General features: G+C 70.7%; 21 protein-coding genes and 2 tRNA genes. 13 read left to right on the top strand and 10 right to left on the bottom strand.

Annotation, left to right across the window (positions count from 1 at the left end; all coding sequences use genetic code 11):
- Nucleotides 1–17 precede the first annotated feature (17 nt).
- The 3 genes from ACZ60T_RS23290 to ACZ60T_RS23280 all read left to right on the top strand — a co-directional run bounded on the left by ACZ60T_RS23290 (nt 18) and on the right by ACZ60T_RS23280 (nt 2889).
- Entirely contained in the window at nt 18–1574 is a 1557-nt protein-coding gene (locus ACZ60T_RS23290) for a serine protease (protein ID WP_469667605.1), read from the top strand.
- A 139-nt stretch (nt 1575–1713) separates the two neighbouring features.
- Nucleotides 1714–2025, top strand: a complete 312-nt coding sequence (locus ACZ60T_RS23285) for a DUF6412 domain-containing protein (RefSeq protein WP_365618646.1) — start codon at nt 1714–1716, stop codon at nt 2023–2025.
- 141 nt (nt 2026–2166) lie between these two features.
- A complete protein-coding gene (locus tag ACZ60T_RS23280) occupies nt 2167–2889 on the top strand; it encodes a YidC/Oxa1 family membrane protein insertase (protein WP_469667604.1) in 723 nt (240 codons plus the stop codon).
- 33 nt (nt 2890–2922) lie between these two features.
- Here ACZ60T_RS23280 and ACZ60T_RS23275 read toward each other — a convergent pair whose 3' ends face one another.
- Nucleotides 2923–4014, bottom strand: coding sequence for a Gfo/Idh/MocA family protein (locus ACZ60T_RS23275; RefSeq protein WP_469667603.1), 1092 nt, complete (start codon nt 4012–4014; stop codon nt 2923–2925).
- Nucleotides 4015–4212: 198 nt separating this feature from the next.
- Here ACZ60T_RS23275 and ACZ60T_RS23270 point away from each other — a divergent pair, with 198 nt between their 5' ends.
- The 5 genes from ACZ60T_RS23270 (at nt 4213) to ACZ60T_RS23250 (ending at nt 8801) form a co-directional block, all read left to right on the top strand.
- Nucleotides 4213–5160, top strand: coding sequence for a hypothetical protein (locus ACZ60T_RS23270; RefSeq protein WP_469667602.1), 948 nt, complete (start codon nt 4213–4215; stop codon nt 5158–5160).
- 128 nt (nt 5161–5288) lie between these two features.
- The gene (locus tag ACZ60T_RS23265) at nt 5289–6068 is read left to right on the top strand and encodes an HAD-IIA family hydrolase (RefSeq protein WP_365618657.1); all 780 of its coding nucleotides are present in this window, start codon (nt 5289–5291) and stop codon (nt 6066–6068) included.
- Between the two features lie 157 nt (nt 6069–6225).
- The gene (locus ACZ60T_RS23260) at nt 6226–6960 is read left to right on the top strand and encodes a hypothetical protein (RefSeq protein WP_469667600.1); all 735 of its coding nucleotides are present in this window, start codon (nt 6226–6228) and stop codon (nt 6958–6960) included.
- A gap of 3 nt (nt 6961–6963) precedes the next feature.
- Complete coding sequence (locus ACZ60T_RS23255; RefSeq protein ID WP_469667599.1) at nt 6964–7629, top strand: class F sortase; 666 nt, start codon at nt 6964–6966, stop codon at nt 7627–7629.
- Between the two features lie 149 nt (nt 7630–7778).
- On the top strand, nt 7779–8801 hold the full coding sequence (locus ACZ60T_RS23250) for a glycoside hydrolase family 6 protein (RefSeq protein WP_365618664.1): 1023 nt from the start codon (nt 7779–7781) through the stop codon (nt 8799–8801).
- Between the two features lie 60 nt (nt 8802–8861).
- Here the strand turns inward: ACZ60T_RS23250 and glxA are convergent, their stop codons facing one another.
- The 3 genes from glxA to ACZ60T_RS23235 form a co-directional block, all read right to left on the bottom strand.
- Entirely contained in the window at nt 8862–10796 is a 1935-nt protein-coding gene (gene glxA / locus ACZ60T_RS23245) for a radical copper oxidase GlxA (RefSeq protein ID WP_365618667.1), read from the bottom strand.
- Nucleotides 10793–12730: a glycosyltransferase family 2 protein gene (locus ACZ60T_RS23240; RefSeq protein ID WP_469667598.1), complete on the bottom strand. Its 1938-nt coding sequence runs from the start codon at nt 12728–12730 to the stop codon at nt 10793–10795. Before ACZ60T_RS23240 ends, glxA begins: the two co-directional genes overlap by 4 nt.
- A 499-nt stretch (nt 12731–13229) precedes the next feature.
- Nucleotides 13230–13303, bottom strand: a tRNA-Lys gene (locus ACZ60T_RS23235).
- Nucleotides 13304–13519: 216 nt separating this feature from the next.
- On the opposite strand from ACZ60T_RS23235, the gene ACZ60T_RS23230 reads away from it, so the two are divergent.
- The 3 genes from ACZ60T_RS23230 to ACZ60T_RS23220 all read left to right on the top strand — a co-directional run bounded on the left by ACZ60T_RS23230 (nt 13520) and on the right by ACZ60T_RS23220 (nt 15516).
- Complete coding sequence (locus ACZ60T_RS23230; RefSeq protein ID WP_469667596.1) at nt 13520–14221, top strand: NlpC/P60 family protein; 702 nt, start codon at nt 13520–13522, stop codon at nt 14219–14221.
- A gap of 118 nt (nt 14222–14339) precedes the next feature.
- The gene (locus ACZ60T_RS23225; RefSeq protein WP_469667595.1) at nt 14340–14951 is read left to right on the top strand and encodes a lytic polysaccharide monooxygenase auxiliary activity family 9 protein; all 612 of its coding nucleotides are present in this window, start codon (nt 14340–14342) and stop codon (nt 14949–14951) included.
- A 76-nt stretch (nt 14952–15027) separates the two neighbouring features.
- On the top strand, nt 15028–15516 hold the full coding sequence (locus tag ACZ60T_RS23220) for a DUF3592 domain-containing protein (protein WP_469667594.1): 489 nt from the start codon (nt 15028–15030) through the stop codon (nt 15514–15516).
- A gap of 208 nt (nt 15517–15724) precedes the next feature.
- Here ACZ60T_RS23220 and ACZ60T_RS23215 read toward each other — a convergent pair.
- From ACZ60T_RS23215 to ehuB, 5 genes are all read right to left on the bottom strand, one after another.
- A tRNA-Lys gene (locus ACZ60T_RS23215) sits at nt 15725–15798 on the bottom strand.
- 97 nt (nt 15799–15895) lie between these two features.
- Nucleotides 15896–16672: an ectoine/hydroxyectoine ABC transporter ATP-binding protein EhuA gene (gene ehuA / locus ACZ60T_RS23210; RefSeq protein ID WP_469667593.1), complete on the bottom strand. Its 777-nt coding sequence runs from the start codon at nt 16670–16672 to the stop codon at nt 15896–15898.
- A 10-nt stretch (nt 16673–16682) separates the two neighbouring features.
- Nucleotides 16683–17333, bottom strand: coding sequence for an ectoine/hydroxyectoine ABC transporter permease subunit EhuD (gene ehuD / locus ACZ60T_RS23205; RefSeq protein WP_365618681.1), 651 nt, complete (start codon nt 17331–17333; stop codon nt 16683–16685).
- A complete protein-coding gene (gene ehuC, locus ACZ60T_RS23200) occupies nt 17330–18028 on the bottom strand; it encodes an ectoine/hydroxyectoine ABC transporter permease subunit EhuC (protein WP_469667591.1) in 699 nt (232 codons plus the stop codon). Before ehuC ends, ehuD begins: the two co-directional genes overlap by 4 nt.
- Nucleotides 18025–18930: an ectoine/hydroxyectoine ABC transporter substrate-binding protein EhuB gene (gene ehuB / locus ACZ60T_RS23195; RefSeq protein WP_469667589.1), complete on the bottom strand. Its 906-nt coding sequence runs from the start codon at nt 18928–18930 to the stop codon at nt 18025–18027. Before ehuB ends, ehuC begins: the two co-directional genes overlap by 4 nt.
- 184 nt (nt 18931–19114) lie before the next feature.
- Here ehuB and ACZ60T_RS23190 point away from each other — a divergent pair, with 184 nt between their 5' ends.
- Entirely contained in the window at nt 19115–20221 is a 1107-nt protein-coding gene (locus ACZ60T_RS23190; protein ID WP_469667588.1) for an LLM class flavin-dependent oxidoreductase, read from the top strand.
- A 39-nt stretch (nt 20222–20260) separates the two neighbouring features.
- Here the strand turns inward: ACZ60T_RS23190 and ACZ60T_RS23185 are convergent, their stop codons facing one another.
- Nucleotides 20261–22138: a putative bifunctional diguanylate cyclase/phosphodiesterase gene (locus ACZ60T_RS23185; RefSeq protein ID WP_469667586.1), complete on the bottom strand. Its 1878-nt coding sequence runs from the start codon at nt 22136–22138 to the stop codon at nt 20261–20263.
- A 467-nt stretch (nt 22139–22605) separates the two neighbouring features.
- On the opposite strand from ACZ60T_RS23185, the gene ACZ60T_RS23180 reads away from it, so the two are divergent.
- Entirely contained in the window at nt 22606–23874 is a 1269-nt protein-coding gene (locus tag ACZ60T_RS23180; RefSeq protein WP_469667703.1) for a M6 family metalloprotease domain-containing protein, read from the top strand.
- The last annotated feature ends 198 nt before the right edge of the window (nt 23875–24072 follow it).

Genomic DNA, 24072 nt, shown 5'->3' with positions numbered 1-24072 from the left:
GCGGCACAGTGCGGATCATGAACACTTCTTCCCTGTCTCGCCGGAGCGTCCTGCGGAACCTGACTCTCGCCGTCGCCCTGGTCGGCTGCACGACGGCCCTGGGGGACGCGACCGCCTTCGCCGCGGAACCCAGGACGTACGCCCTCACGATCAAGCACCTCGACCGCGCGGGCCACTTGACCGGGTCCTACTCCACCAACGTCACCGGAATCTCCGGCGCGGGCGCCGACGAGGTCGCCCACCCCTACGACGCCTCGGGCACGACCACCGTGCGGCTGCCTCAGGGCCGGTACCTGCTGGACAGCTCGCTGAGCGGCGGTGACGGCGCGGACTGGGTCGTCCAGCCGCGCCTCGACCTCGACCACGACACCACCATCACCGTCGACGCGCGGACCACCGCCCCCGTCGACGTACTGCCGCCCGACGACTCCGCGGGGTTCCAGCACGGCGCGATGTTCGTCCGGGTCACCCAGGGCGACGCGGTCCGCGAGACCAACCTGGTCACCTCCTCGTCGAAGCTGCGCGTGGCCCACCTGGGCCCCGACGCCGAGCCCGGTTCGGTGAAGCAGTGGTTCGACTCGTACTGGACGACCGACAAGGGCGGTTACGCGCTCGGCTACACCTTCGACGGCACCCGCGCCCTGACGGGGCTCACCCGTCACCCCGCCGCGAAGGACCTGGCCACCTTGCAGATCCGCGGCGCGGCCCGGCCGGGCGCCACGGAGAACGCGTCCTTCGACCTCCAGCCGACGGCCGGACCGACCGTCGGAACCGCGCGGACCCTCCCGTCCCCCGGCACGGCCACCTACCTCGTGACGCCCGAACGCGGCACCTGGGACGTCACCTACACGGCCCCCGGCAAGCCCGGCGCGGCGTCCAACCGCTACTCCGCCGACGGCATCGCCGTGCGCGCCGGGGCCACGACCACGCACACCTTCGACAACGCCGTCTTCGGCCCGACCCTCACCGACCGCACCGGCGTCGTACGGGACGGCGACCGCCTCGATGTCGATGTCCCGCTGCTCGCCGACGGCGACGGTCATGTGCCGTCGGCACCGGCGTTCTCCTCGGCCTCGACCACCCTGCACCGTGACGGCGTGCTCGTCGGGAAGAAGACCGGCACCCCCGGAAGCGCCCGGTTCACCGTGGCGCCGGGGCGCGCGGCGTACCGGCTCACCAGCACCGTGAACCGCGCGGGCGCCCCCGGCACCGCCACCCGCGTGACCGCGGCCTGGACCTTCACCTCGGCCACGGCGACCGGTCCGGCCTCGGTGCCGGTCAGCGTCGTGCGGTTCTCGCCCGCGCTCAGCCCGATCGGCACGGCGGCGGCCGGCTCGACGCTCCGTGTCCCCGTCACCGTGCTCGGCGCCGCCGCGCACGGACGGGTGCGCTCGCTGGCGGTCTCGGTGTCCGTGAACGGCGGCGCCTCGTGGACCGAGGTCCCGGTCGAGAACGGCGCCGTCACGATCCGCAACCCGCAGGCGGGCACCGGTGTCTCCCTGCGCGCGAAGCTGACCGACACCGCCGGGAACACCCTCACCCAGACCATCGACGACGCCTACCGCACCCAGTGACCCGTCCTCCGGGCCGGTGAACGGCGATCGGGCCCCACGGCCCGATCGCCCGTGCGGCGCGAAGGAACGTGGGGCACCGGTCGATCGTGTATAACGGCAAGGAGCGGCAAGGGAGTTACCACTCGGGGAGGAGAGGCCGATGATCCAGTCCTGGACGAGACTGCGGCCCACCGCGGTGCTGCTGCTCCTGCTCCTCCAAGCCGTCGTCCTCGACACCGGCAGCCTCACCGCCGCCGTCGCCTTCGCCGCGACCGCCGCGGTCGGTTCCGCCCTCGCCGTCTGTGCGCTGATCGCCGCGCGCAGTGTGCCCGCCGTGGCCCCGACCCGCGTACGGACCGCCCTTCGCGACCGTGCGCATCGCACCGCGTTCCTGCCGCAACAGGACCCCGACGCGCCGGGCCGCAGGCGACCGCGGGCACCCGGACACGCCCTTCAGGCGACCGCCGCGTAGGCCACACACCGGTCCGTTCCCGTACGTACGTATCGCCGTACGTCCACAGCCAAGTACGCCAAGTACGTGTGGCCCGCGCGGGTCGTCATGCCGACATCTCAGCTCACCACCCCGGCACGACGAGACCCCGAAGGGCTCCCCATGTCCACGTTCCTGTCCGCGTTCGCAGGCCTGGTCGAGCGGCTGGCCGACCTGCTTCAGCCGCTCTTCCACGCCTCCTCGGCCGCCGCCGCGATCGTCCTGTTCACCGCGCTCGTACGCCTCCTCGTCCACCCGCTGTCCCGGGCCGCGGCGCGCGGCCAGCAGGCGCGTGCGCAACTCCAGCCGAAGATCGCGGAGTTGCGGAAGAAGCACGGCAAGAACCCGGAGAAGCTGAACCAGGCCGTTCTCGAACTGCACGCGGAGGAACGGGTGTCGCCGCTGTCCGGCTGCCTGCCCTCCCTGCTCCAGATGCCCGCGTTCTTCCTCCTCTACCACCTGTTCTCCAGCACGACGATCGGTGGTGAGAGCAACGGCCTGCTCGCGCACACCCTGTTGGCCGCGCCGCTCGGCGGCCGATGGACCGGCGCCCTCGGTGACGGCGGCCCGTTCGGCGCGGCGGGGCTCGTCTACCTCGGACTGTTCGCGCTCGTCGCGGTCGTCGCCACCTTCACCTACCGGCGTACGAAGCGGATGTCGGCCGCGAACCCGGTCCCGGCCGGTGACGGCACGCAGGTGCCCGGCCTCGGCGCGGTCACCAAGGTCATGCCGTTCTTCTCGTACTTCACCCTCGTCACCGTGGCGGTGGTGCCGCTGGCCGCCGCGCTGTACGTGGTGACCAGCGCGACGTGGAGCGCGGTCGAGCGGGCGGTGCTGTACCGCTGAACCCGACCGCCCGGCACGGCTGTTGAGCCGCGGCTACAGCGTCACCGCCACACCCTCGCGCGCCGAGCGCCGGGCCGCTTCGAGGACGTCCAGGGCCGCGGCGGCCTCGTGCGCGGTGACCGGGTTCGGGCCGCCCTCACGCAGGGCCCGCGCGATCGCCGCGTAGTACGCCGGGTAGTCGCCGGGCAGGGTCGGTACGGGGGTGCCGCCGCCGGTCAGCGGGGACTCCCCGGCGCCCACGCGGCCCCACAGCGGCTCGGGCTCCTCGCCCCAGCCGGGGCCGGGGCGCCCGCCCGCGCGCAGCGCCGCCTCCTGCGGATCGAGGCCGTACTTCACATAGCCCGCCTCCGAGCCCAACACCCGGAAGCGCGGCCCGAGTTGGGCGGCCGTCGCGGAGACGTACAGATGGGAGCGGACACCGCTCGCGTGGGTGAGTGCGAGGAAGGTGTCGTCGTCCGTCTCCGCGCCCGGACGGCGGACGACCGTCTCGGCGTACACGCCGGTCACGGGGCCGAAGAGCACGAGCGCCTGGTCGACGACATGGCTGCCGAGGTCGTACAGCAGGCCCCCGATCTCCGCCGGGTCGCCGGACTCGCGCCAGCCGCCCTTGGGCCGGGGGCGCCAGCGCTCGAAGCGGGACTCGAAGCGCCAGACCTCGCCGAGTTCGCCCTCGGCCAGCAGCCCCCGCAGGGTCAGGAAGTCGTTGTCCCAGCGGCGGTTCTGGAAGACGGACAGCAGCAGGCCGCGCCGCTCGGCCAGCGCCGCGAGGCCGCGCGCCTCGGCCGCCGTGCCCGCGACCGGCTTGTCGACCACGACCGGCAGGCCCGCTTCGAGGGCGGTGGTCGCGAGGGGGACGTGGGTCTTGTTCGGGGAGGCGATGACGACCAGGTCCAGCTCGCCCGCGCGGGACCACAGCTCGTCGGCCGTGGCGGCGAGACGCACGTCCGGGAACTCGGTACGGGCCTGCTCCTGCCGCTCGGGGTGCGAGGTGACCACCGTGTCCAGGACGAGGCCCTCGGTGGCGGCGATCAGCGGGGCATGGAAGACGGAGCCCGCGAGACCGTAGCCGACGAGGGCCACGCGGAGGGGGGTGCCGGTGCCCGGAGCGGGGGTTGTGCCAGTCATGGCTCTACTGTCGCAACCGCGGCGCGCGCGTGTGCCACCGGGTGTTCCCCGGGCGCGGGAGAGGACGCGCCCCCTCTCGACCATTCCTCTTGCGAGCGCAAGAGGAATTGCGCTGATCGAGGGGACTTGGGCCGCCGACTCCGGCCCTCAGGGCGTGGCGTGCCCAAGGCTCCGCCGCCCATGGTCGGTCATATTTTCATGCGACTGCCTCGAACCCTTCGCCCGTCCCAGCTCTCCCATCTGCCCCGCACCCTTCTGCTGCCCCGGCTGCCCCTGTTCCTGGCCTGCGCCCTGGCCGCCGTCGTCTTCTTCCTCCAGGCATCCGTCGCAGCGCTCCCGGCCGACTCGCAGCCCACCTGCGCCGCGCCCACCGGCAACGCCTTCCCGCTCACCACCCACATCCGCGGCGGCCCGGACAGCTACCGCGCCGGAGGCGACGACCACACCTGGTTCATCGATCTCAAGAACACGACCACCCACTCCTGCTCCCGCATCCACCCGGTGGTCGTCCTGGTCGACACCCACCACGCGCTGACGGCCGAGCAGCCCAAGCTGGAGTTCTTCGAGGGCGACCGCGCGCATCCGGTGGCCCTGCGCCGCACCGACCGCAGCGAGCTGGTCGGCGCCTTCGACGACGGCTTCGCCGGGTTCACCGTGGCTCCGGGCAAGACCGTCTCGGTGAAGGTACGGCTCGCGCTCGGCCCCGACGCCCGGCAGAACGACGTCGTGGCGAACGCCGCGATCGTGCAGCGGCGCGGGGACGACGGCAGTTGGGTCGGCGAGTCGAACGAGTACCGCTTCCGGATCGAGCCCAAGGGCGACGAGACCGACGGACACGACGCGCACAAGGCGTCCCCGACCCCGCACAAGAGCGGCGCCGGGAAGGAGAGCCCGTCGGGCAAGCCGAGCCCGGCGACGGCGAGCCCCGGGAAGGGCGGCGAGGGCAAGAAGGAGGCCGGACCGCAGCACAAGCAACCGGGCACGGCCTCGCCCAGCCCGCGGCCGAGCGCCTCCGCCAGCGCACTGGCCCACGCGGGACAGCGCGCCGCACACCGCCTCGACCCGTTGATCGGGGGGCTCCTCATGGTGGCGGGCGGCGTCCTCGTGGCGGGCTCCCCCTTCCTGCTCCACCGCGCGCGTAGCTGAGTTCCCGCCCACCCGGATCAGGGCCGACCCGTGCTGATTACGCTGGGGGCCGGGTGCACGCCGCGGACGCGGCGGCCCCGGTCGTTCCGGCGTTCCCGGTTCCCATGCGCACGGCAGGAGATTCACAGATGGCAGAGCGCAAGCCCATCGAGTCCTGGCTCACCGACATGGACGGTGTGCTGATCCACGAGGGCGTGCCGATCCCCGGTGCCGACGCCTTCCTCAAGAAGCTGCGCGAGTCCGGCAAGCCCTTCCTGGTGCTCACCAACAACTCCATCTACACCCCGCGCGACCTGCATGCCCGGCTGACCCGGATGGGGCTGGACGTGCCGGTGGAGAACATCTGGACCTCGGCGCTGTCCACCGCCCAGTTCCTGGACGACCAGCGGCCCGGCGGCACCGCGTACGTCATCGGCGAGGCCGGTCTGACCACGGCCCTGCACGACATCGGCTACATCCTGACCGACCACGAGCCCGACTACGTCGTCCTCGGCGAGACCCGCACCTATTCCTTCGAGGCCATGACCAAGGCCGTCCGGCTGATCAAGAACGGGGCCCGGTTCATCTGCACCAACCCCGACGAGACCGGCCCGTCCGTCGAGGGCCCGCTGCCCGCCACCGGTTCCGTCGCGGCGCTGATCACCAAGGCGTCCGGCAAGCAGCCGTACTTCGCGGGCAAGCCGAACCCGCTGATGATGCGCACCGGACTGAACACGCTCCAGGCGCACTCCGAGACCAGCGCGATGATCGGCGACCGGATGGACACCGACATCCTCGCCGGGATGGAGGCGGGGATGCAGACGTATCTGGTCCTCACCGGGCTGACCTCGCGGGACGAGGTCGACCGCTTCCCGTTCCGCCCCTCCCACGTCGTGGACTCGATCGCGGACATCGTCGACCTCGTCTGAGTCTGAGACCGGGCCGCGCCCCGCAGTCCGTACGGCGCGCTCCGTACGGCGGTGCCCGTACGGCGCAGGGGTCGCCCCCCGGACGGAGTAGCCGACGTCCCGTCCGGATGCGCCGGAGTGTCCGCCGAGAGAGTCTCCTGGTATCGGGAGGTTCACCATGGGTTCACTACGGCTCACGCTCTGTGTGATAGCCATCATCGCGTCCGTGCTCGGACGCTCGGCGCTCAAGTCGGACGGACAGGACGTCTCCCTGACCCCCGCGTCCCCAGCGCCCGGCGGCGAGGTGCGGCTGACCGTGCGGGGATGCCCCGGTACGGCCACGACGGGTACGGCGACCTCGGACGCCTTCGTCACGGACGCGCGGCTCGTCGGCAAGGACGGCACGCTGACCGGTGACACGGTGGTGCGTGCCCTGTTGACGCCGGGCAGCTACGCCATCAAGGCCGACTGCGGCGGGCACAAGGCCGACGGCACCCTCACCGTCGACGGGGCGACGGCGTCCGGCCCCTTCGCCCCGACGGGCCCGGACAGCCCGGCGGGATCCGCCCCGAGGGACGCGGACAGCCCCGCGGGATCCGCCTCGACCGGCCCCGACCGTCCGAGGGTCCCGTCCCTGCCGCACGCGCTGACCGATCTGCTCCGCCCGGCGGCGCCGCCCGGCGACCCGGCCTCCCGGCTCCGCCCCTCCTCACCGATCGCCCCGGCCTCGCCCGTGGCGCCGGTCCACGCGGGCGGTGGCGGTGCGCGCCAGACGGTGCTCTCCGAGGCCGAGGAGGCCCGCGACGGCAGCGGACCCGGCATCCGGGAGACGGTCATCGGCCTCGTCCTCGCGAGTGTCGCCGCCGGTGTGGTCGTCGTCCGAGGTGTCCGCCGACACCGGGGCAAGGAGTGAGCCGTGTCCGAGCGTGAACATTCCTGTGGCACCGGACGTCTGGTGATGGGCGTCACCTGGGTGGTTCTGCTGCTCGGGCTGTGGCTGTGGGGCCGCGAGATGACCGGTGTGCGCGAGGGCGTCTCCGGTCCGGCCACCGGGGACATGGCCGCCGCCGGCCGACCCGCCGACGTCGAACTGCCGTCCACCGCCCAGCCGTTGGGGCAGGCGGCACCACAGCGCGTCGACATCCCCGTGATCGGGGTGCACGCACCGGTCGTCGCGCGTGGCCTGGACGCGCAGGGCGCGATCGAGCCGCCGCCCTTCGAACAGCCGGGCACGGTCGGCTGGTACGCGGCCGGGGTGAAGCCCGGCTCGGCCGGAACCGCGCTGTTCGTCGGGCACGTCGACACCCGGACCGGGCCCGGGGTCTTCTACCGGCTCAGCGGTCTGCGGCAGGGCGCCACGGTACGGGTGGTCCGACAGGACGGCCGGGTCGCCGAGTTCACCGTCGAGGACGTCCAAGTCCTGCCCCGCGAAGGCTTCGACGCCCGCCGGGCTTACGGGCCGCGCCAACCGGGCCGCGCCGAACTGCGGTTGATCACCTGCGGCGGCACGTACGACCGGACGAGCCACGCCTACTCGGCGAACGTGGTCGTCTCGGCGTATCTGACGGGCAGGGGAGCGTGACCGCTCACGCGGGGCGCGGGGGAGCGCGACGGACCGGCGCGCGCGGGCTCGCGCTGTAACAGCTCTTCCACAACGGCCGGATCACTCGTGGCGACGGGCCTGGTATGTCAGGCTTGGACCATAACGCGGTACACCCAAAGGGGAGTTGGATGTACGGAACGAGGGGCGCGGGGACACGGGCCGCCTGGGCCGCGGTGGGGGCCGCGCTGGTGCTGGCCGGTTGTTCCTCTTCCAAGGGCGGGGACGGCAAGGACGACGGCAAGGACACCGCGATCACCCAACGGCCGAAGGACTCCACCCCGTTCTGGGTCAACCCGGACGGGAACGCGGCCCGGCAGGTCGCCGCCTTGGAGAAGGCCGGGAAGAAGAGCGAGGCGGACCAGATCAGGAAGATCGCCCGGCAGCCGACAGGGGAGTGGATCGGCCCGGAGAACCCCGAGGCGGAGGCGCGGGGCTTCACCGAGGCCGCCGAGAAGGCGCACCGCACCGCGATCCTCGTCCTCTACGACATCCCGCACCGCGACTGCGGCCAGTTCTCGCAGGGCGGCGCGGCGGACGGCAACGCCTACCGGGCGTGGATCGACGGCGTGGCCCGGGGCATCGGGGACCGCCACGCGACGGTGATCCTGGAGCCGGACGGAGTGCTGCACATGGTGGACGGCTGCACCCCGGAGGAGTTCCACGAGGAGCGGTACGACCTGCTCAAGGGCGCGATCACCAAGCTGAAGGAGCTTCCGCACACCAAGGTGTACCTGGACGCGGGCAACGCGGGCTGGCAGCACCCCGACCAGATCTTCGAGCCGCTGCGATGGGCGGGTGTCGAGCGGGCGGACGGCTTCGCGGTGAACGTCTCCAACTTCTACTCGACACGCGACTCGCTCGCGTACGGCAAGCAGTTGTCGGCGAAGATCGGCGGCAAGCACTTCGTGATCGACACCAGCCGCAACGGCAACGGCCCCTACACGGCGGGGGATCCGAGCCGGCGCTGGTGCAACCCGCCGGGCCGGGCCCTGGGCGAGCCCCCGACGACGAAGACGGCGGATCCCCTCGTGGACGCCTACCTGTGGATCAAGCGCCCCGGCGAGTCGGACGGCACCTGCAAGGGCGGCCCGAAGGCGGGCGACTGGTGGGCGTCGTACGCGCTGGCGCTCGCGAAGGCGGACGGCGCGTAGCCCTTCGTACGCACGCAGGGGGCGCCCTCCGGAATGGAGGGCGCCCCAGGTCGGCTGAGACTACGGCACCTTGACCCACTGTGCCTTGCTCGGTGTGCCCTCGTCGTCGTCCGCGAACAGCATGTACCAGCCCGACTGGACGAGGTTGCGGTTCTTCGGCACGGTCACCGTGAGCTTGTCCCCCTTCGTGGCGAAGTCCAGGGCGATCGAGCGCTGGTCGACGTCCGTGACGTGCGTGGACGCGCTCGGGCGGATCAGCCGGACCTTCCTGATCGCCGACGCGTGCCGCGAGGTGAACGTGCCCGACGCGCCGCGCGCGATGGTCTGCGGGCCGCCCGACAGGGAGGGCCGCGCGTCCCGGTACAGATACGGCGGCTTGTAGATCTCCAGGCGCTGCTCGAACGTACCGGCCTTGGTGTTGGCCTTGTCGCCGTACAGCGAGTCCGAGCCGAAGAACAGCACGCGCCCGTCGGGCAGCAGGATCGATCCTGAGTGGTAGTTGCGGCCCACCAGCGGATCGGCGACCCGCTGGAACGACTTGCTGTCCGGGTGGTAGAGCCGCGCCTGGCGGATGTTGGAGTCGCTGCGGCCCCGGTAGTCCTCCGAGCCGCCGGAGACCAGCACCGTGTCGTCGGGGAGGACCGAGGCCTGCGGGTAGCGGGTGCCCTTCTCCAGGGTCGGGCCGTCCACGAAGCGCGGGTTCGGCGACTGGAGATCGATCAGCCGCGTCTTCTTGCTGGACAGCTCGGACTCGCCGACCCCGCCCCCGCCGATCACCAGGTACTTCTCGTCCTGCGCGGGCGGCAGCAGCACGGTGGCGGAGGTCTCCAGCCGGTCGGGGTCGCTGAGTCCGGGCAGCTCGGTGAACTTGTTGGTGTCGAGGTCCCAGACGCCGGGGTCACGGCCCACGTTGTCCGGGCCGTAGCCCGCGTTGGACCCCGAGTAGAAGATCTTGCCGTTCTGCATCAGGAACAGCGCCGGGTAGGTCGGGAACTGCCGGATCTTCGGGGTGTACGTCCACTTCCTGGTCTTCGGGTCGAAGATCTCGTTCTTGCCCGGGACCAACTGCCCGATGTCGTCGAGCCCGGAGACGCTGAGGACCTTGCCGTCGCTCAGGGTGGTGAGCGTCGGATACCAGCGGGCCTCGTGCATCGGGTCGACCTTGATGTACTTCTCGGCGACCGGGTCGAACTCGAAGGAGTCCCGGATGCCTTGGAAGTCCTTCTTGTCGAGGCCGAGCTTGTTGGCGATGCCGTAGGTGTTGCGTGCGTCGGCTCCCGTGAGGCCCCGCACGCCGTAGTTGTCCTCGGTGCCGGTCTCGTACTTCCGGCCGCTGCGCTGCGCCTCGACGTAGATACGGCCCACGCCGGGGTCGTTGCGCAGCCACTTGCCGGTCGCCGCGAAGACCTTCTTCGCACGGGGCACGAGGACGGGGTCCTTGGAGACGAACGTCTTGCCGTTCACCTTGCCGGTGAATCTCGTGCCCGCGGGCAGCGTGATCGGCTTGTCCGGGTTCTCGTTGTGGACGATCATCAGGCCGCCGGCCTTGGTGACGTCACCCTTCAGCTTCTCGTACCGCTTGGTGCCGCCCGCGATCAGCAGGTTGCCGTTGGCGAGTTGGGTGTGGCCGGTGCAGAACAGGTCACTGGGCGTGGGGATCTTCTTGATCGTGCCCTTGTCCGGGTCCCAGATCCGGGTGTCGAACTGCTTCTTGTCGAAGTTCTCCTGGTTGTTGCCCGACCCCGCCACCAGCAGCACCTTGCCGGTGTGCAGCAGCGCGGCGTGGATCGTGTCCTGCCGGTACTCCTTGGGGAACTCCAGGATCTCCCAATGCCCGTTGTCCGCCTTGTACTCGGGCTTGTTGATCGTGTACTGGTGATACCGCTCGCTCCCGAACCGGTACAGCCACGGCCCGTTCATCCCGGCCAGTGCGAGGACCACCACCGTGCCGATCGCGAGACGGCGAGCACGGCGAAGGCCGGCCTGGTCTTTCACTTCTTCTGTCCTCCCGCGACGATCTGCATGGTCTGCTCGGTGCCGTGCGCGGCCCAACTGGGCCGCCTGACCGGGGCGTGCGCGGCGGCCTGCGGCGGCGGCACCGCCGTGTCCCGCGGTTCGTCCGCGGTGGCCGGGACCGGGCGCTTCTTCTCCTGCCGCAGCGTCCAGCGCCATACGAAGACGGGTGAGGCCGTGATCAGCAGGGCGAACGAGGCCCAGGTGAGCATCGCGGGGTGGGAGTGGCCGAGCAGGAAGCCCACGACGATCGAGCCGCCGAAGACCAGGATGAAGAACAGATGGATCCGGAAGGTCCCGAACAGGGTGTCGGGGCTCGTCGAATCACCCTTGGGTGTCACCACGAACCCGCTCTTGCGGCGCAGCACGGCGTCCATGAGCGAGCGGGCGTAGACCGGCGCGGACAGCGCCGACATCACCATGCCCGCCACCCCGCCGGACCCCTCCGGCTCGTGCGGGGAGACGTTGTGCCGCCGGTTCCAGATGTACAGGCCGATCTGGAGCGCCGAGGCGTTGCCGTAGAGCATCAGCCAGACGGTCGGGTCGATGTTGACACCCGAGGCGCCGAGCCCCAGGAAGAGCGCGCAACTCAGCGCGGCCAGGATCCAGTTGAGGGCCGACATCGGGTAGAAGATGATCATCATGGTGTAGTTGAAGAGCTTGCCCGGCGGCAGCGAGAAGAAGCCCTTCCAGTACTGCTTGAGGATCGTCTCGTAGGTCCCCCGTGACCAGCGCAGTTGCTGGGTGAAGAAGTCCGTCCAGGCGCCGGGGCCCTCGCCGACCGCGAGTACGTCCGGGGTGTAGACCGACTTCCACTTCCGCCCGGTGAGCGGGTTCTTGTGGCGGTGCATCTCGAAGCCGGTCGCCATGTCCTCGGTGATCGAGTCGTACAGACCGCCGATCTGCTGAAGCGCCTTGATCCGTACGGCGTTGGAGGTGCCGACGAACATCGGGGCGCCGTAGCGGTTGCCCGCCCGCTGGATCAGCGCGTGGAAGAGGAACTGCTGTGACTCGGCGGCCTTGGTGACGAAGGTGTCGTAATTGCCGTAGACCTGCGGGCCGATGACGAAGCCGACGTCCGGGTCGCGGAAGAAGCCGAGCATCCGCTCCAGGTAGTTGGGCAGCGGCACATGGTCGGTGTCGACGGAGGCGAAGTAGTCGTACGCGTCGCCGTGCGCCTGGAGCCAGGCGTTGTAGTTGCCGTGCTTCGTCCGGGCGCGGTGCGGGCCCTTCGGCTGGTTCCACCGCGCGACGCCCTTGCGGGAGAAGTGGTGGACGCCGAGGCGCGCGCAGACCGTCTTGACCTCGGGGTCGTCGCCCTCGTCGAGGAGCCAGACATGCAGCAGCCCCCGGTGCCGCAGCCGGACGGCGGCCTCCAGGGTCTTCGTCACCATCGACAGCGGTTCCTTGCCCGGGACATAGGTGGTGATGAAGGCGACTCTCGTGCCGCTCTCGGGCACCACCGGGATCGGGTCGCGGGCGACCAGCGTCGCGTGCGCGTTCGACAGGACGTTCATGCAGCGGAAGAACTCGATCAGGCCGATCGAGACGAGCATCACGATGTCGAGGGCCGGCAGGAAGCTGTAGGTGGGGTGGTCGCGTTCGGTCCAGTGCTCGGGCTGGAGCAGCCAGGCGAACAGCACCAGCGAAAGGAGCGGCGCCGCGCCGAGCATGAGAGCGGCGCGGATGCGGTGCGGTTCCTGGGAGAGCAGGGAGCGGTAGCGCACCCGGTACGGCTTGGTCGGGTCCGGCTGGGTGAGCGGTCCGGCCAGGCGGCTGTAGTGCTCGTAGTCGTATCTCGGCAGGGTCGTACGTATCCGGCGGAAGGCGCCGGTGTGGCCGGTGCGGTGCGATGGCCTCCTGAGCTGGGTCGTCTCTGACGGGTCTGAGTTCGGCCGGGCGCCCGTCGGCGTCATGAGCTGTCCCCCCGCGCGCACAGCGGCGCGTGTTCGTCGGTCGTTCGTCCGCAGTGGTCCTGCGTCGACCAGAGCAGACGGGTCAGTGGTGGGTCGGCGTCACGGTGTCCCTTTCCCCCATACCGACACAGAAACCCCACCCGCCGGTTGCAGCGGTGCCCCCCTCGGCATCCGTCAGGCGGGGCCCCCATCCCCACGCTGCGCAACCGGTCCGGCCCCAACTGCCGTGCAGCGGTGGCCGCTTGCAGCCCAGGGTTCTACGGGGTCCGGCATGATCGCAAGACGCGAAACACGGTGTTTACCGGTCATACCGGTTCATTGGGGTGGTTGTTGGCGTCATTTGGTGCGGTTGGGGTCGCCCGTGTGTGCGGTTGAGGGGGGTGTGTTCCCCTATGGGCGCCTGGGGGACGTGTGCGTCCTCGCACGTAGACGCGGGCCCTCGGTCTGTACGACGGCATGCGAGAAGGCCCCTCGCGTATGCGAAGGGCCTTCTCGGTCGTGCGCCGCCAGGGACTCGAACCCCGGACCCGCTGATTAAGAGTCAGCTGCTCTAACCAACTGAGCTAGCGGCGCCTGCTGACCTGCGTAACTCTACCCGACGCCGAGGGGTGCTCCGAACCAGTGGGGGGACTGCTCCGGGCGGACGGAGCCTGTCCGTCGTTCGTGCCGTCGGCGGGCGGTTGCGGTGGCCGGGAGGGGAGGCGGCGGATACGTAGAAAGTAGGACAAATTCAAGCGGTGCATTCAGTCAGTCATGGACTCGTGGGCTTGTGGACGTGAGGGGCGTCATATGGGAGTGCCGGTGTTCGAGGGGGTCCGTCGCGCGAGAGGGTGTGGTCGTCCGGGGCGCGTTCGCGGGCGGTGTCGCGCCGCCTCGGCGCTCGTCGTCGTCGCGGTCCTCGGCGCGGGCCAGGCGGCGCCCGCCGTCGCGACGGTGCACGGGCCGCCGCTGCCGGGCGCCCCCGCGGGCGGGGAGCCCGCCGAGACGCCGCAGGGGCTTCCGGGGGCGCTGTTCGGGGGGCCGGGCGGGGCGCCGGGCCCGCCGCGCTCACCCAGGACGACCCGCGCGGAGATCATCAAGCGGGCCAAGAGATGGGTCACCGCCAAGGTCCCGTACCGCGTGAACGCGTACTGGTCGGACGGGTACCGGCAGGACTGCTCCGGCTTCGTCTCGATGGCCTGGAAGCTCGGCGCCAACGAATGGACGGGCAGCCTGGCCGCGCTCGGCGTGCGCGTCTCCAAGGCGAAGCTCCAGCCCGGCGACATCCTGCTCTTCCACAACCGCGCCAACCCCCGGAAGGGGTCGCACGCCGTCGTCTTCGGCGGCTGGACGAACCGCGCGCACACTTCGTACACCGCCTACGAGCAGACCCCACCGGCCACCCGGCGGCGCTCCACCCCCTATCGCTACTGGAACAACTCCGCCCGCTATGTGCCCTACCGCTACAGGTACGTCGTCGCGAGCAAGAGCGCCGAGAACGGCGGGGAATGAGCGGTTCACCGTCGACCGTCATTGGTATGGACATGGTCAACCGGCGGCCCTACTCTGGGCCTTGGTCTAGACCTGCACGGCTCGATGAACCTCCCCCACGTTCTCCAGGAGCGGCAGTATGCGCACAAGGACCAAGTGGTACGCGGCCATGGTGGGCCTCGCCACCGCGGCTACGTTCGCGCTCTCCGGCGGCACCGCCAGTGCCCATGGCTACACCGACCAACCCCTGAGCCGGCAGAAGATGTGCGCCGCGGACGGCGGCATCGTCAGCGGCTGCGGCGCCATCCAGTGGGAGCCGCAGAGCGTCGAGGGCCCCAAGGGCTTCCCGGCGCTGGGCCCGAGCGACGGTCAGATCTGTTCGGCCGGACACACCGAGTTCGGCGTCCTCGACCAGCCGAAGACCCCCTCGGGCGCGGACTGGCCCACGACCAAGGTGACCGGCGGGCAGAGCTACACCTTCCGCTGGCAGTTCACCGCCGCGCACGCCACGACCGACTTCCGGTACTACGTCACCAAGCCGGGCTGGAACCAGAACCACCCCCTGACCCGCTCGGACCTCGACACCACGCCGTTCCTCACGGTCCCGTACAACGGCAAGCAGCCGCCGTACACGTTCAGCCACACCGGCACCCTGCCGACCGGGCTGAGCGGCCACCACCTCATCCTCGGGGTGTGGACGATCGCGGACACCGCCAACGCCTTCTACTCGTGCGCGGACGTCACGTTCTGAGTGGTTCTTGAGTGGTCTCCGCGCCGCGGGGTACGTTCACGCATGCCGTCATGGTCATGACGGCATGCGTGGCGTCATGCCGACCGGGGGAACCATGGACACCGTCTTCTACGTGATACCGAACCTGATCGTCGTGGGAGCGCTGGTCGTGGCGGCCCGGGTGGTCGCCCGCTCGCTCCAGCTCAGGAACAACTGGACCAGCGGCCTGACCGCCGAGGCCCGCTGTCTGCGGACGTACACGACGACGTCCCACAGCGACCCGAGCACCCGCATGGCGCGGACGACGCGGCACTACGTCTACGGGTTCACCACGCGCGACGGCCGCGAGATCAGCTTCGAGGAGGCGAACGGGCCGGAGGCGGAGGTGGGCGACAGCGTCACCGTCCACTACACGGCGACCCGCCCCGACCGCGCCACCGCCTACGCCCCCGCCCCCGGGAAGGCCCTCGTGGGGATCGTGGGCATGGTGATGCTCGTGGCGATACTGATCGCGTTCTGCGTCGCGTTCATGGCCTCATACACGGAGGTCTTCGCGGGGGACAGCCTCTTCGAGGGGATGCTGTAGAGCGGGCGCGGCCCGATGCCGGTTCCGCGACACCCGACGCTCACCGCGCCACGTCCAACCGGTACCTGCGACACCTGGCGCTCACCGCGCCTTGCCTGAAGGGGGGTGTGGGTGGCGAAGCCCCCACAACGCGCGGCGCAGCCGCGCAGAGAACGAAGATGGCGACCCGGTTCGCGCAGTCCGCGAACATGGATCGCCATCGTCATCGTGCGCCGCCAGGGACTCGAACCCCGGACCCGCTGATTAAGAGTCAGCTGCTCTAACCAACTGAGCTAGCGGCGCAGACTCTGTCGCTGTCGGCTCTCGCATTCGGCGACAAAAGAAATACTACCTGGTCCGTGGGGGTGCTTGTGACAAGTGCCGGCTTCACCGTCCGCGGTCAGAGCACCGCGCTGAGGAACTCCCGGGTGCGGTCGTGCTCGGGGTCGCTGAAGATCTTGTCCGGGGAGCCCGACTCGATGACCCGGCCGGAGTCGAACATCAGGACCTCGTCCGAGATGTCCCGGGCGAAGTTCATCTCGTGGGTGACGCAGAGCATCGTGATGTCCGTGCTGCGGGCGATGTCCCGGAGGACGTCGAGGACCCCGGCGACCAGCTCCGGGTCGAGCGCGGAGGTCACCTCGTCCAGCAGCAGCACCTGCGGACGCATGGCCAGGGCGCGGGCGATCGCGACGCGCTGCTGCTGGCCGCCCGAGAGCTGGCCGGGGTACTTGTCCACGTGCTCACCGAGCCCGACCAGGTCGAGCAGCTCGCGCGCCCGCTCCTCGGCCTCGTCCTTCGACAGACCGAGCACGGTGACCGGCGCCTCGGTGATGTTCCGCAGCACCTTCATGTTCGGGAACAGGTTGAACTGCTGGAAGACCATCCCGATGTCCTTGCGGATCTCCCGGATCTGCTTCTCCCCGGCCGGGAAGAGCTGCCGCCCGGCGACCGTGATCGTGCCCTCGTCGGGCTTGGCCAGGGTCATCAGCAGCCGCAGGATCGTCGTCTTCCCGGAGCCCGAGGGGCCGATCAGTGTGACGTGCTTGCCCGCGTCGACCGAGAAGCCGAGCCGGTCGAGGACCGTGTGGTCGCCGAAGCGCTTGGTGACCTTCTCGAAGCGGATCAGCTCACGGGTGGCCGCGGCGGGACCGGCCGGGGCGTCGGGTTGCTTCATGAGGGGAGTATCAGCGGACAAGACGTCGCTCCAGGGCTCGCAGGAGGAGGGAGGCGGGGTAGGCGATCAGGACGAAGGCCACGCCGATGACGGTGAGCGGCTCGGTGAACTGGAAGTGCTGCTGCGAGAAGAGCCGCGCCTCGCCGAGCATGTCGAGGACGGTGATCGCCATCAGCAGCGGCGTGTCCTTGAGCATCGCGATCACGTAGTTGCCGAGCGCCGGGACGACCCGGCGGATCGCCTGCGGCAGGATCACCGCGCTCCAGGTGCGCCACGGCGACAGGCTCAGCGCGGTGGCCGCCTCCCACTGCCCGGCGGGCACGGCGTCGATACCGGCGCGGTAGACCTGCATCGTGTACGTCGAGTAGTGCAGACCGATCGCGACGACACCGGTGGTCAGCGCGGAGAAGGTGAGCCCCCACTCGGGCAGCACGTAGAAGAGGAAGAAGAGCTGCACCAGCAGCGGGGTGTCCCGGACGAACTCCGTCACGATCCCCACCGGCCAGCGCACCCATCGGGTGGGCGTGCGCATCAGCACCGCCCAGACCAGCCCGAGCGCGAACGAGATCAGCGAGCCGAGCGCCAGCGCCTGAAGGGTGACGAGCAGACCGTCCCAGAAGTGCGGCATGAAGTCGCGTACGGCATTCCAGTCCCAGGTCACGAGACCCCACCTCCGACGGGCTGCGGAACGAAGACACGGGCCTGCGGCGCCTTCCCGGCCCGCACCTTGAGCCGGTGTTCGAGCAGCCGCATCAGCCGGGTGAGCGTGAAGGCGATCACGAAGTAGATGAGCAGGACGTACGCGTAGATCTCCGCGCTCTGCTGGAGCGCGAGCCGGACGAGGTTGCCGCTGAAGGCCAGGTCGCCCATGCCCATGACGGAGACCAGCGCGGTGCCCTTGAGCAGCTCCACCAGCAGGTTGCTGAACGACGGGATCATCTCGGGCACCGCCTGCGGCAGCAGGATCTTGCGCATCCGCTGCCAGGGCGTGAAGCCCAGCGCGATCCCGCCCTCACGCTGCGCCGGGTCGACGGAGTTGAGGGCGCCGCGCACGATCTCCGCGCCGTACGCCCCGTAGGTCAGCCCCAGCGCGAGCGTGCCCGCCCACATCGGCACCAACTGCCAGCCGAAGGCGAGCGGCAGCACGAAGAACACCCAGAAGATCATGATCAGGGTGGAGGTGCCGCGGAACACCTCGGTGTAGACACCGGCGACGAAGCGGACGATCCACAGCCGGTGGGTGCGCGCCATGCCGACGGCGAAGGAGACCGTCGTGGCGAGCAGCGCGCCGAGCACGAGGAGCTGGAGGGTGGTCCAGACCCCCGAGAGTACGAGGTGCCACAGTCCCGAGGTCATCCGGCGCACAGCTCCTTCGCGGTCTTGTCGGTCATCTCGGCCGGGGTGAAGCCGAACGGCCGCAGAATGCGCAGGAGTTCGCCGCTCTCCTTCATCCGTTTCAGCTCGGCGTTGAAGGCGTCCCGCAGCGCGGTCTCCGCGGAGCGGAACGCGAACCCGCCGCCGTCCACGTGGGGCCGGCCCTTCACCAGCGGCGCGAACGGCTTCGTCGCCTCCGTCTTACGGGAGCTGCGGACGACCTCGCGGGTGGTGAGCGCGGTCCCGGCGAACGCGTCGACGCGCCCGGCTTCGACGGCGTTCATCCCGGCGACCTGGTCGGGGACGATCAGGATGTCGCTCTGCCGGTAGCCGGCCTCGACGGCGTACTGGATCTCGGCGTACCCGGTCCCGGTGGCGAACCTGGCCTTCTTCGCGACGATGTCCCGGTAGTCGTGCAGGTCCTTCGGGTTGCCCGCGCGCACGATGAAGGAGTCGAGCATCTGGTAGTCCGGGTCGGAGAAGATGACCTGCTCGCAGCGCTCCTGGTTGATGTACATCCCGGCGGAGACGACGTCGAACTGCTGGGAGTTCAGCCCCGGGATGAGCGAGCCGAACTCGGTCGGCACGGGCTGGACGCGGTCGACCCCGAGACGCTTGAAGACGACCTTGGCCAACTCCGGTGCCTCGCCGGTGAGTTCGCCGTTCTTGTCGATGTAGCCGAACGGGATCTCTCCCGCGATGCCGAGGCGGACCACCCCCTGGGCCTTGAGCCGGTTCAGCAGATCGCCGCCGTGCGCGCTCGACGCGGTGGCCACGCGGCTGCAACCGGCGGCCCCCAGCGCACCGAACGCCGTGACACCGGCGAGCAGCGACCGGCGTGTGGCGCCGGGATTCCCTACGTCATTCGTCCGTGGTGGAGCCATGGGCGCGCGGCTACCCGAGACCATGCGATGTATGCGGACCGACTTCCAGGCCGCCGGGTTCGGCCTGGTTTCGGCGCGGTGTCCCCATGGACCGTCCCCATGGGGCGCTTCTGGACCGCACCGGCCGGGAATATCCGCACGATTCCTTCGGTTGCCCGGCGGGAGTCACGACAGAGCAGGAGGCATGGCGGTGGACGAGACAGCCGAGGTGGACGAGATCCGTGGCACGGTACGGGGCGCCGCTCCCGTTCCGCTCTCGGTACTGGACCTGGTCACCGTGGGGGCGGGCAGTACCGCCTCCGACGCGCTGCGCACGAGCGTGGCCCTGTCCCGGCTCGCGGAGTCCCGGGGCTTCCACCGCTACTGGGTCGCCGAGCACCACTCCATGCCGGGCGTGGCCTCCTCCTCGCCCGCGGTGATCCTCGCGCACCTCGCCGCCCACACCGAGCGCATCCGGCTCGGCTCGGGCGGCGTGATGCTCCCGAACCACGCGCCGCTGGTCATCGCCGAGCAGTTCGGCACGCTGGAGGCCATGGCCCCCGGCCGGATCGACCTGGGCCTCGGGCGTGCCCCGGGGACGGACGGCGCTACGGCCGCCGCCCTGCGCCGCGCTGATCAACTCCACGAGGGCGCCGAGGACTTCCCCCAGCAGCTCGCCGAGCTGACGCGCTTCCTCGACGACGACTTCCCCGACGGCCACCCCTACGCCCGGATCCACGCGGTGCCGGGCCCGGTCCAGGCCGGCTCGCCCGGTGGTGTGCAGTCCCCGCACCGCCCGCCGATCTGGCTGCTCGGCTCCTCCGGGTTCAGCGCCCGACTGGCCGGCACGCTCGGCCTGCCCTTCGCCTTCGCCCACCACTTCTCGGCGCAGAACACCGTCCCGGCGCTCGACCTGTACCGCGCGTCCTTCCGCCCCTCGCCGGTCCTCGACGCCCCCTACGCCCTCATCGGCGTCGCCGCGCTCGCGGCCGACGACGAGAAGGAGGCCCGGCGGCAGGTGCGGGCCGCCGCCCTGAACATGATCCGGCTGCGCAAGGGGCGGCCCGGACTCGTCCCCACCCCCGAGGAGGCCGAGGCGTACGCGTTCGACCCGCTGGAGGAGGAGTTCCTGAGCAGTTGGACCGCCAACGTCGTGCACGGCACGGCGGACGAGGTCCGCTCCGGCCTGGACGACCTCCAGAAGCGCACGGGCGCCGACGAGTTGATGCTCACGGCCAACGCCCACGGCGGGGCCGCGCGCCTGCGCTCCTACGAACTGATCGCGGACGCCTACGAGTTGCCGACCGCGTGAGGAGGTGAGGGTGCCGTCGGGGGCGGCACCCTCGCGAGGTCAGTTCCTGCGGCACGCCTCCGCGTCCACCAGCGCGGAGATACGATCCGGCGGCACCGGGCGTGAGTACAGCCACCCCTGCCCGGTGTCGCAGCCGATCCGGCGCAACCGGCTGGCCTGCGCTGAGGTCTCCACGCACTCGGCGGTGACCGTCAGCCCCAGCCGGTGGGCCAACTGGATCATCGCCTCCACGACGACCTCGTCCGCGGGGTTGGGATGCGCGTTCGTGCCCTCGTACTGGAAGCCGCGGACGAACGAGCCGTCCAACTTCAGTACCGACACCGGCAGTCGGCTGAGATAGGCGAGGTTGGAGTAGCCCGTACCGAAGTCGTCGATCGCGATATGCACCCCCATGTCGCTGAGCGCCTGGAGCACTTGGAGCGGACGGCCCGCCGAGCCCATCACCGCCGACTCCGTCAGCTCCAACTGGAGCAGATGCGGGGCGAGTTCGGTCTCGGCGAGGGTCCGCGCCACATCCGCCACCAGGTCGGAGTCCCAGACCTGGCGCACCGCCACGTTCACGCTCACGAAGATCGGCGGTTCGTCCGGGCGCTCCAACTGCCAGCGGCGCGCCTGTCGGCAGGCGGTCGTCAGCACCCAGCGCCCGAGCTGCACGATCGAGCCGTCCTCCTCCGCCAGACCGATGAACCGATTCGGCGTCAGCGTGCCGAACTGGGGGTGATGCCAGCGCACCAGCGCCTCGACCCCGCGCACCCGGCCGTCCTCCAGACCCACCAACGGCTGGTACTCCAGGGCGAATTCACCCCGCTCGATGGCAGGCCGCAGACCGGAGGACAGGGCCTGGCGGGTCATGCGGTGGGCATTGCGCTCGGGGTCGAAGAGGGTCCAGCGGGCCTTGCCGTCGGCCTTGGCCCAGTACAGCGTCGTATCGGCCGCCTGCATCAGACCGGTCGCCGTGGTCCCGGCGGCATGCCGCTCGACGACACCGATGGACGCGGAGACGGACAGCCGCTGTCCGGACAGGTCGAACGGCGCCTGGAGCGCCGCCAGTACCGACTCGGCCAGTTCGGCGAGTTGGTCGGTCCCGGTCGAGGCCTCGACCAGCAGCGCGAACTCGTCGCCGCCCAGCCGGGCCACCAACGGTGTGGTGGGCCGGGTGCGCCCGACCTCCTCCGCGCAGTGCGTCAGACGCTCCGCGACGGCCGTGAGCAGCCGGTCGCCGACACGATGCCCGAGCGTGTCGTTGACCGCCTTGAAGCCGTCCAGGTCCAGATAGCACAGCCCGATCCGGCCGGTGCCGCTCTCCTCGTACGCCTCCGCCTCCAGCGCGGCCGACAGACGCTCGAAGAACAGGGTGCGGTTGGGCAGCCGGGTCATCGGGTCATGCATCTGCACATGCCGGAGCCGGGCCTGGAGTTCGCGGTGCGCGCTGATGTCGGCGACCGAGAGCAGGATCGGCTGGTCGGCCGCGGGCAGCGGTGTGACCGTCACCCGGACCCACAGGGAGTGCCCGTCGGGGTGTTTGAGACGGCGCGTACTGCGCAGCCGAGCCTGACGGCCGCGCAGCATCTCGTGGTACGCGTGCACGGTGCGGGCGTCGGAGGACAGGTCCAGCAGATCGGCGGCGACCTTGCCGACCAGCCCGTCCGCGCCGGTGCCGAGCAGTGCGCCCATCGCCTCGTTGGCGGTGGCGATCAGGCCCTCCCTGCTGACCACGGCCATGGCGAGCGGCGCGACCCCGAACGCGGCGCCGTACGCGACGGGTTGAGGACCGGGGGCAGGGGCGAGCGAGAGCTGGTGCACCCCGACGGGGGCCACCGGCGCGGACCTGCCGGTCGGGGGATGTGTATGACTCTCTGTGACGGCCGGGCTGACGGGGTCTGCCGCGGGCGCCTGCCCTTCGGACGTTCCGCTCACCGCTCGCTCCCGGAGTGCACTCGTTCTTCGTACGGTTCTCGTGGGTCTCGCCGGGGCCGACGGCCGCGTGGTGAGTGGCCGTACAAGCCGTGTCCGTGCAGGAAAGTGTGCCGATCATAGAGGCTGACCCGGAGGCCTTCCAGCCACCGTCCAGTCTCCCCGAACAGGCACAGGTTCTGGCAGATCGTTTCTGCCCGGACCTGGCCAGGTTCCTTCCGGCCACGATTGACTGTGACGTTCCGTGAGCGTTCCGGGCATCGGCCCATGTCGGCCGCCCCTCTCGATGCTCCAGCGTCATCCTTCGCTTCCGCCCCGTACCGCCCCCTCGGCGGTCGTCGCGGCTCCCTCTGCCCTTTCCCCCGAGTGAGGCCATCTCACCCTTCTGGGGCAGGCAAACAGGGCATCGTAGTACAAGTACGACAAGGCTGGGTGGGGAGTTCCCTGAACCGCACCCGGAGGTCGCCGTGCTGCCCTTGCTGCGCACCGCCGCGGCCGTGTGCGCCGCGATGGCCGCGCTGGTGGCGACCTCGCTCGTCACGGGCCCCGCACTCGCCGACTCCCCGGCCGCGCCCTGTGAACTCACGCGCAGTCAGGCTCACCACTCGGAGGGCCTCGACACCTGGAACGGCACATACACGCGCCCCACCCGCCCGCTCGACGCGGTCCTGGTGTTCCTGTCGTTCCCGGGCTCGGCGCCGACGACCACTCCGGCCCAGCTCACCGCGGACTACTTCCCGGCCACCAGCCGGTTCTACGCACGCGCCTCCTATGGCCGGTTCGCGCTGCGCCCGCACCCGGTGAGCCACTGGACGCGGATGCCGCACTCCGCCACCTCCTACGCCATACAGCGCGACTGGGACCCGGAGCACCGGGACGCGTATCTGCGCGACGCGTTCGCCGTCGCGCAGAAGAAGGTCGACTTCTCGCGGTACGACATCGTGTACTTCGTGGCGGACCCGGACGCGCCCGGCGTCGACTCGGACGCCACGAAGGTGGTCAACTTCGAGACGCCGCGGCGGGTGAGCGGCAAGGACGTGCACCGGGTGGTCACGGTCTTCGAGAAGCATCCGCCGGACCGGCTGGTCCTCGCGCACGAGACGGGCCATGTCCTCGATCTGCCCGATCTCTATCACCGCCCCATGGACGGCAAGGGCGACTGGGACACCTACGTCGGCGACTGGGACCTCATGGGCAGCCAGTTCGGCCTGGCACCCGACCTGTTCGCCTGGCACAAGTGGAAGCTGGGGTGGCTGGACGACCGTCAGGTGGCGTGTGTACGGGGTGCGGCGGGCGCCCGGCTGACGCTGGAGCCGTTGGAGGCGGCGCCGACCGGGGCGGGCCAGGTACCGGTGGCCGCGGGCGCGCCGCCGCCGGCCCGCGGGGTGCAGACGTTCGGCTCGGGGCGCGGCACCAAGCTGGCGGTCGTACGGACGGGGCCCGACACCGTGATCGCCCTGGAGGGGCGCGCCGCGCTGGGCAACGACGTGTCGGTCTGCCGACAGGGGATCCTCGTCTACCGCGTCCACGGTGAGACCGAGTCCGGCGGCGGCCCGATCGAGGTCCTGGACGCCCACCCGCACTCCGAGGCCTGCCGCACCACCTCGGTCTACCCACAGCTCGGGGATGCCCCGGTGGGAGTGGGGGAGACGTTCACGGTGCCGGGGGACGGAGTCCGCGTGACGGTGGAGGACCGCACGGCGACGGGGGCGTGGACGGTGAAGATCACCAGGCGGTGAGCCGTGCGCCTCGCGGTCACAGAGACGTCCACCGCTCCACGCCTGAAGAGGTGTGAGTGGCGAAGTCTTGACGGTGCGCGGCGGTGCTGTGCGGAACGCGAGGATGACCCCGCTCCGGGCCCGGAGACACCAGACGCTCACCGCGCCAGGCCTGAAGGGGGTGTGGGTGGCGAAGCCCCCACCACGCGCGGCGCAGCC

The organism is Streptomyces sp. NPDC104371, assembly GCF_055583785.1.
This window is presented reverse-complemented; position numbering and strand designations above follow the sequence as displayed.

Coding starts and splice junctions, on each gene's coding strand:
- ACZ60T_RS23290 (WP_469667605.1), top strand. CDS start 18: ATGAACACTTCTTCCCTGTCTCGCCGGAGCGTCCTGCGGAACCTGACT.
- ACZ60T_RS23285 (WP_365618646.1), top strand. CDS start 1,714: ATGATCCAGTCCTGGACGAGACTGCGGCCCACCGCGGTGCTGCTGCTC.
- ACZ60T_RS23280 (WP_469667604.1), top strand. CDS start 2,167: ATGTCCACGTTCCTGTCCGCGTTCGCAGGCCTGGTCGAGCGGCTGGCC.
- ACZ60T_RS23275 (WP_469667603.1), bottom strand. CDS start 4,014: ATGACTGGCACAACCCCCGCTCCGGGCACCGGCACCCCCCTCCGCGTG.
- ACZ60T_RS23270 (WP_469667602.1), top strand. CDS start 4,213: ATGCGACTGCCTCGAACCCTTCGCCCGTCCCAGCTCTCCCATCTGCCC.
- ACZ60T_RS23265 (WP_365618657.1), top strand. CDS start 5,289: ATGGCAGAGCGCAAGCCCATCGAGTCCTGGCTCACCGACATGGACGGT.
- ACZ60T_RS23260 (WP_469667600.1), top strand. CDS start 6,226: ATGGGTTCACTACGGCTCACGCTCTGTGTGATAGCCATCATCGCGTCC.
- ACZ60T_RS23250 (WP_365618664.1), top strand. CDS start 7,779: ATGTACGGAACGAGGGGCGCGGGGACACGGGCCGCCTGGGCCGCGGTG.
- ACZ60T_RS23240 (WP_469667598.1), bottom strand. CDS start 12,730: ATGACGCCGACGGGCGCCCGGCCGAACTCAGACCCGTCAGAGACGACC.
- ACZ60T_RS23230 (WP_469667596.1), top strand. CDS start 13,520: ATGGGAGTGCCGGTGTTCGAGGGGGTCCGTCGCGCGAGAGGGTGTGGT.
- ACZ60T_RS23225 (WP_469667595.1), top strand. CDS start 14,340: ATGCGCACAAGGACCAAGTGGTACGCGGCCATGGTGGGCCTCGCCACC.
- ACZ60T_RS23220 (WP_469667594.1), top strand. CDS start 15,028: ATGCCGACCGGGGGAACCATGGACACCGTCTTCTACGTGATACCGAAC.
- ehuA (WP_469667593.1), bottom strand. CDS start 16,672: ATGAAGCAACCCGACGCCCCGGCCGGTCCCGCCGCGGCCACCCGTGAG.
- ehuC (WP_469667591.1), bottom strand. CDS start 18,028: ATGACCTCGGGACTGTGGCACCTCGTACTCTCGGGGGTCTGGACCACC.
- ehuB (WP_469667589.1), bottom strand. CDS start 18,930: ATGGCTCCACCACGGACGAATGACGTAGGGAATCCCGGCGCCACACGC.
- ACZ60T_RS23190 (WP_469667588.1), top strand. CDS start 19,115: ATGGCGGTGGACGAGACAGCCGAGGTGGACGAGATCCGTGGCACGGTA.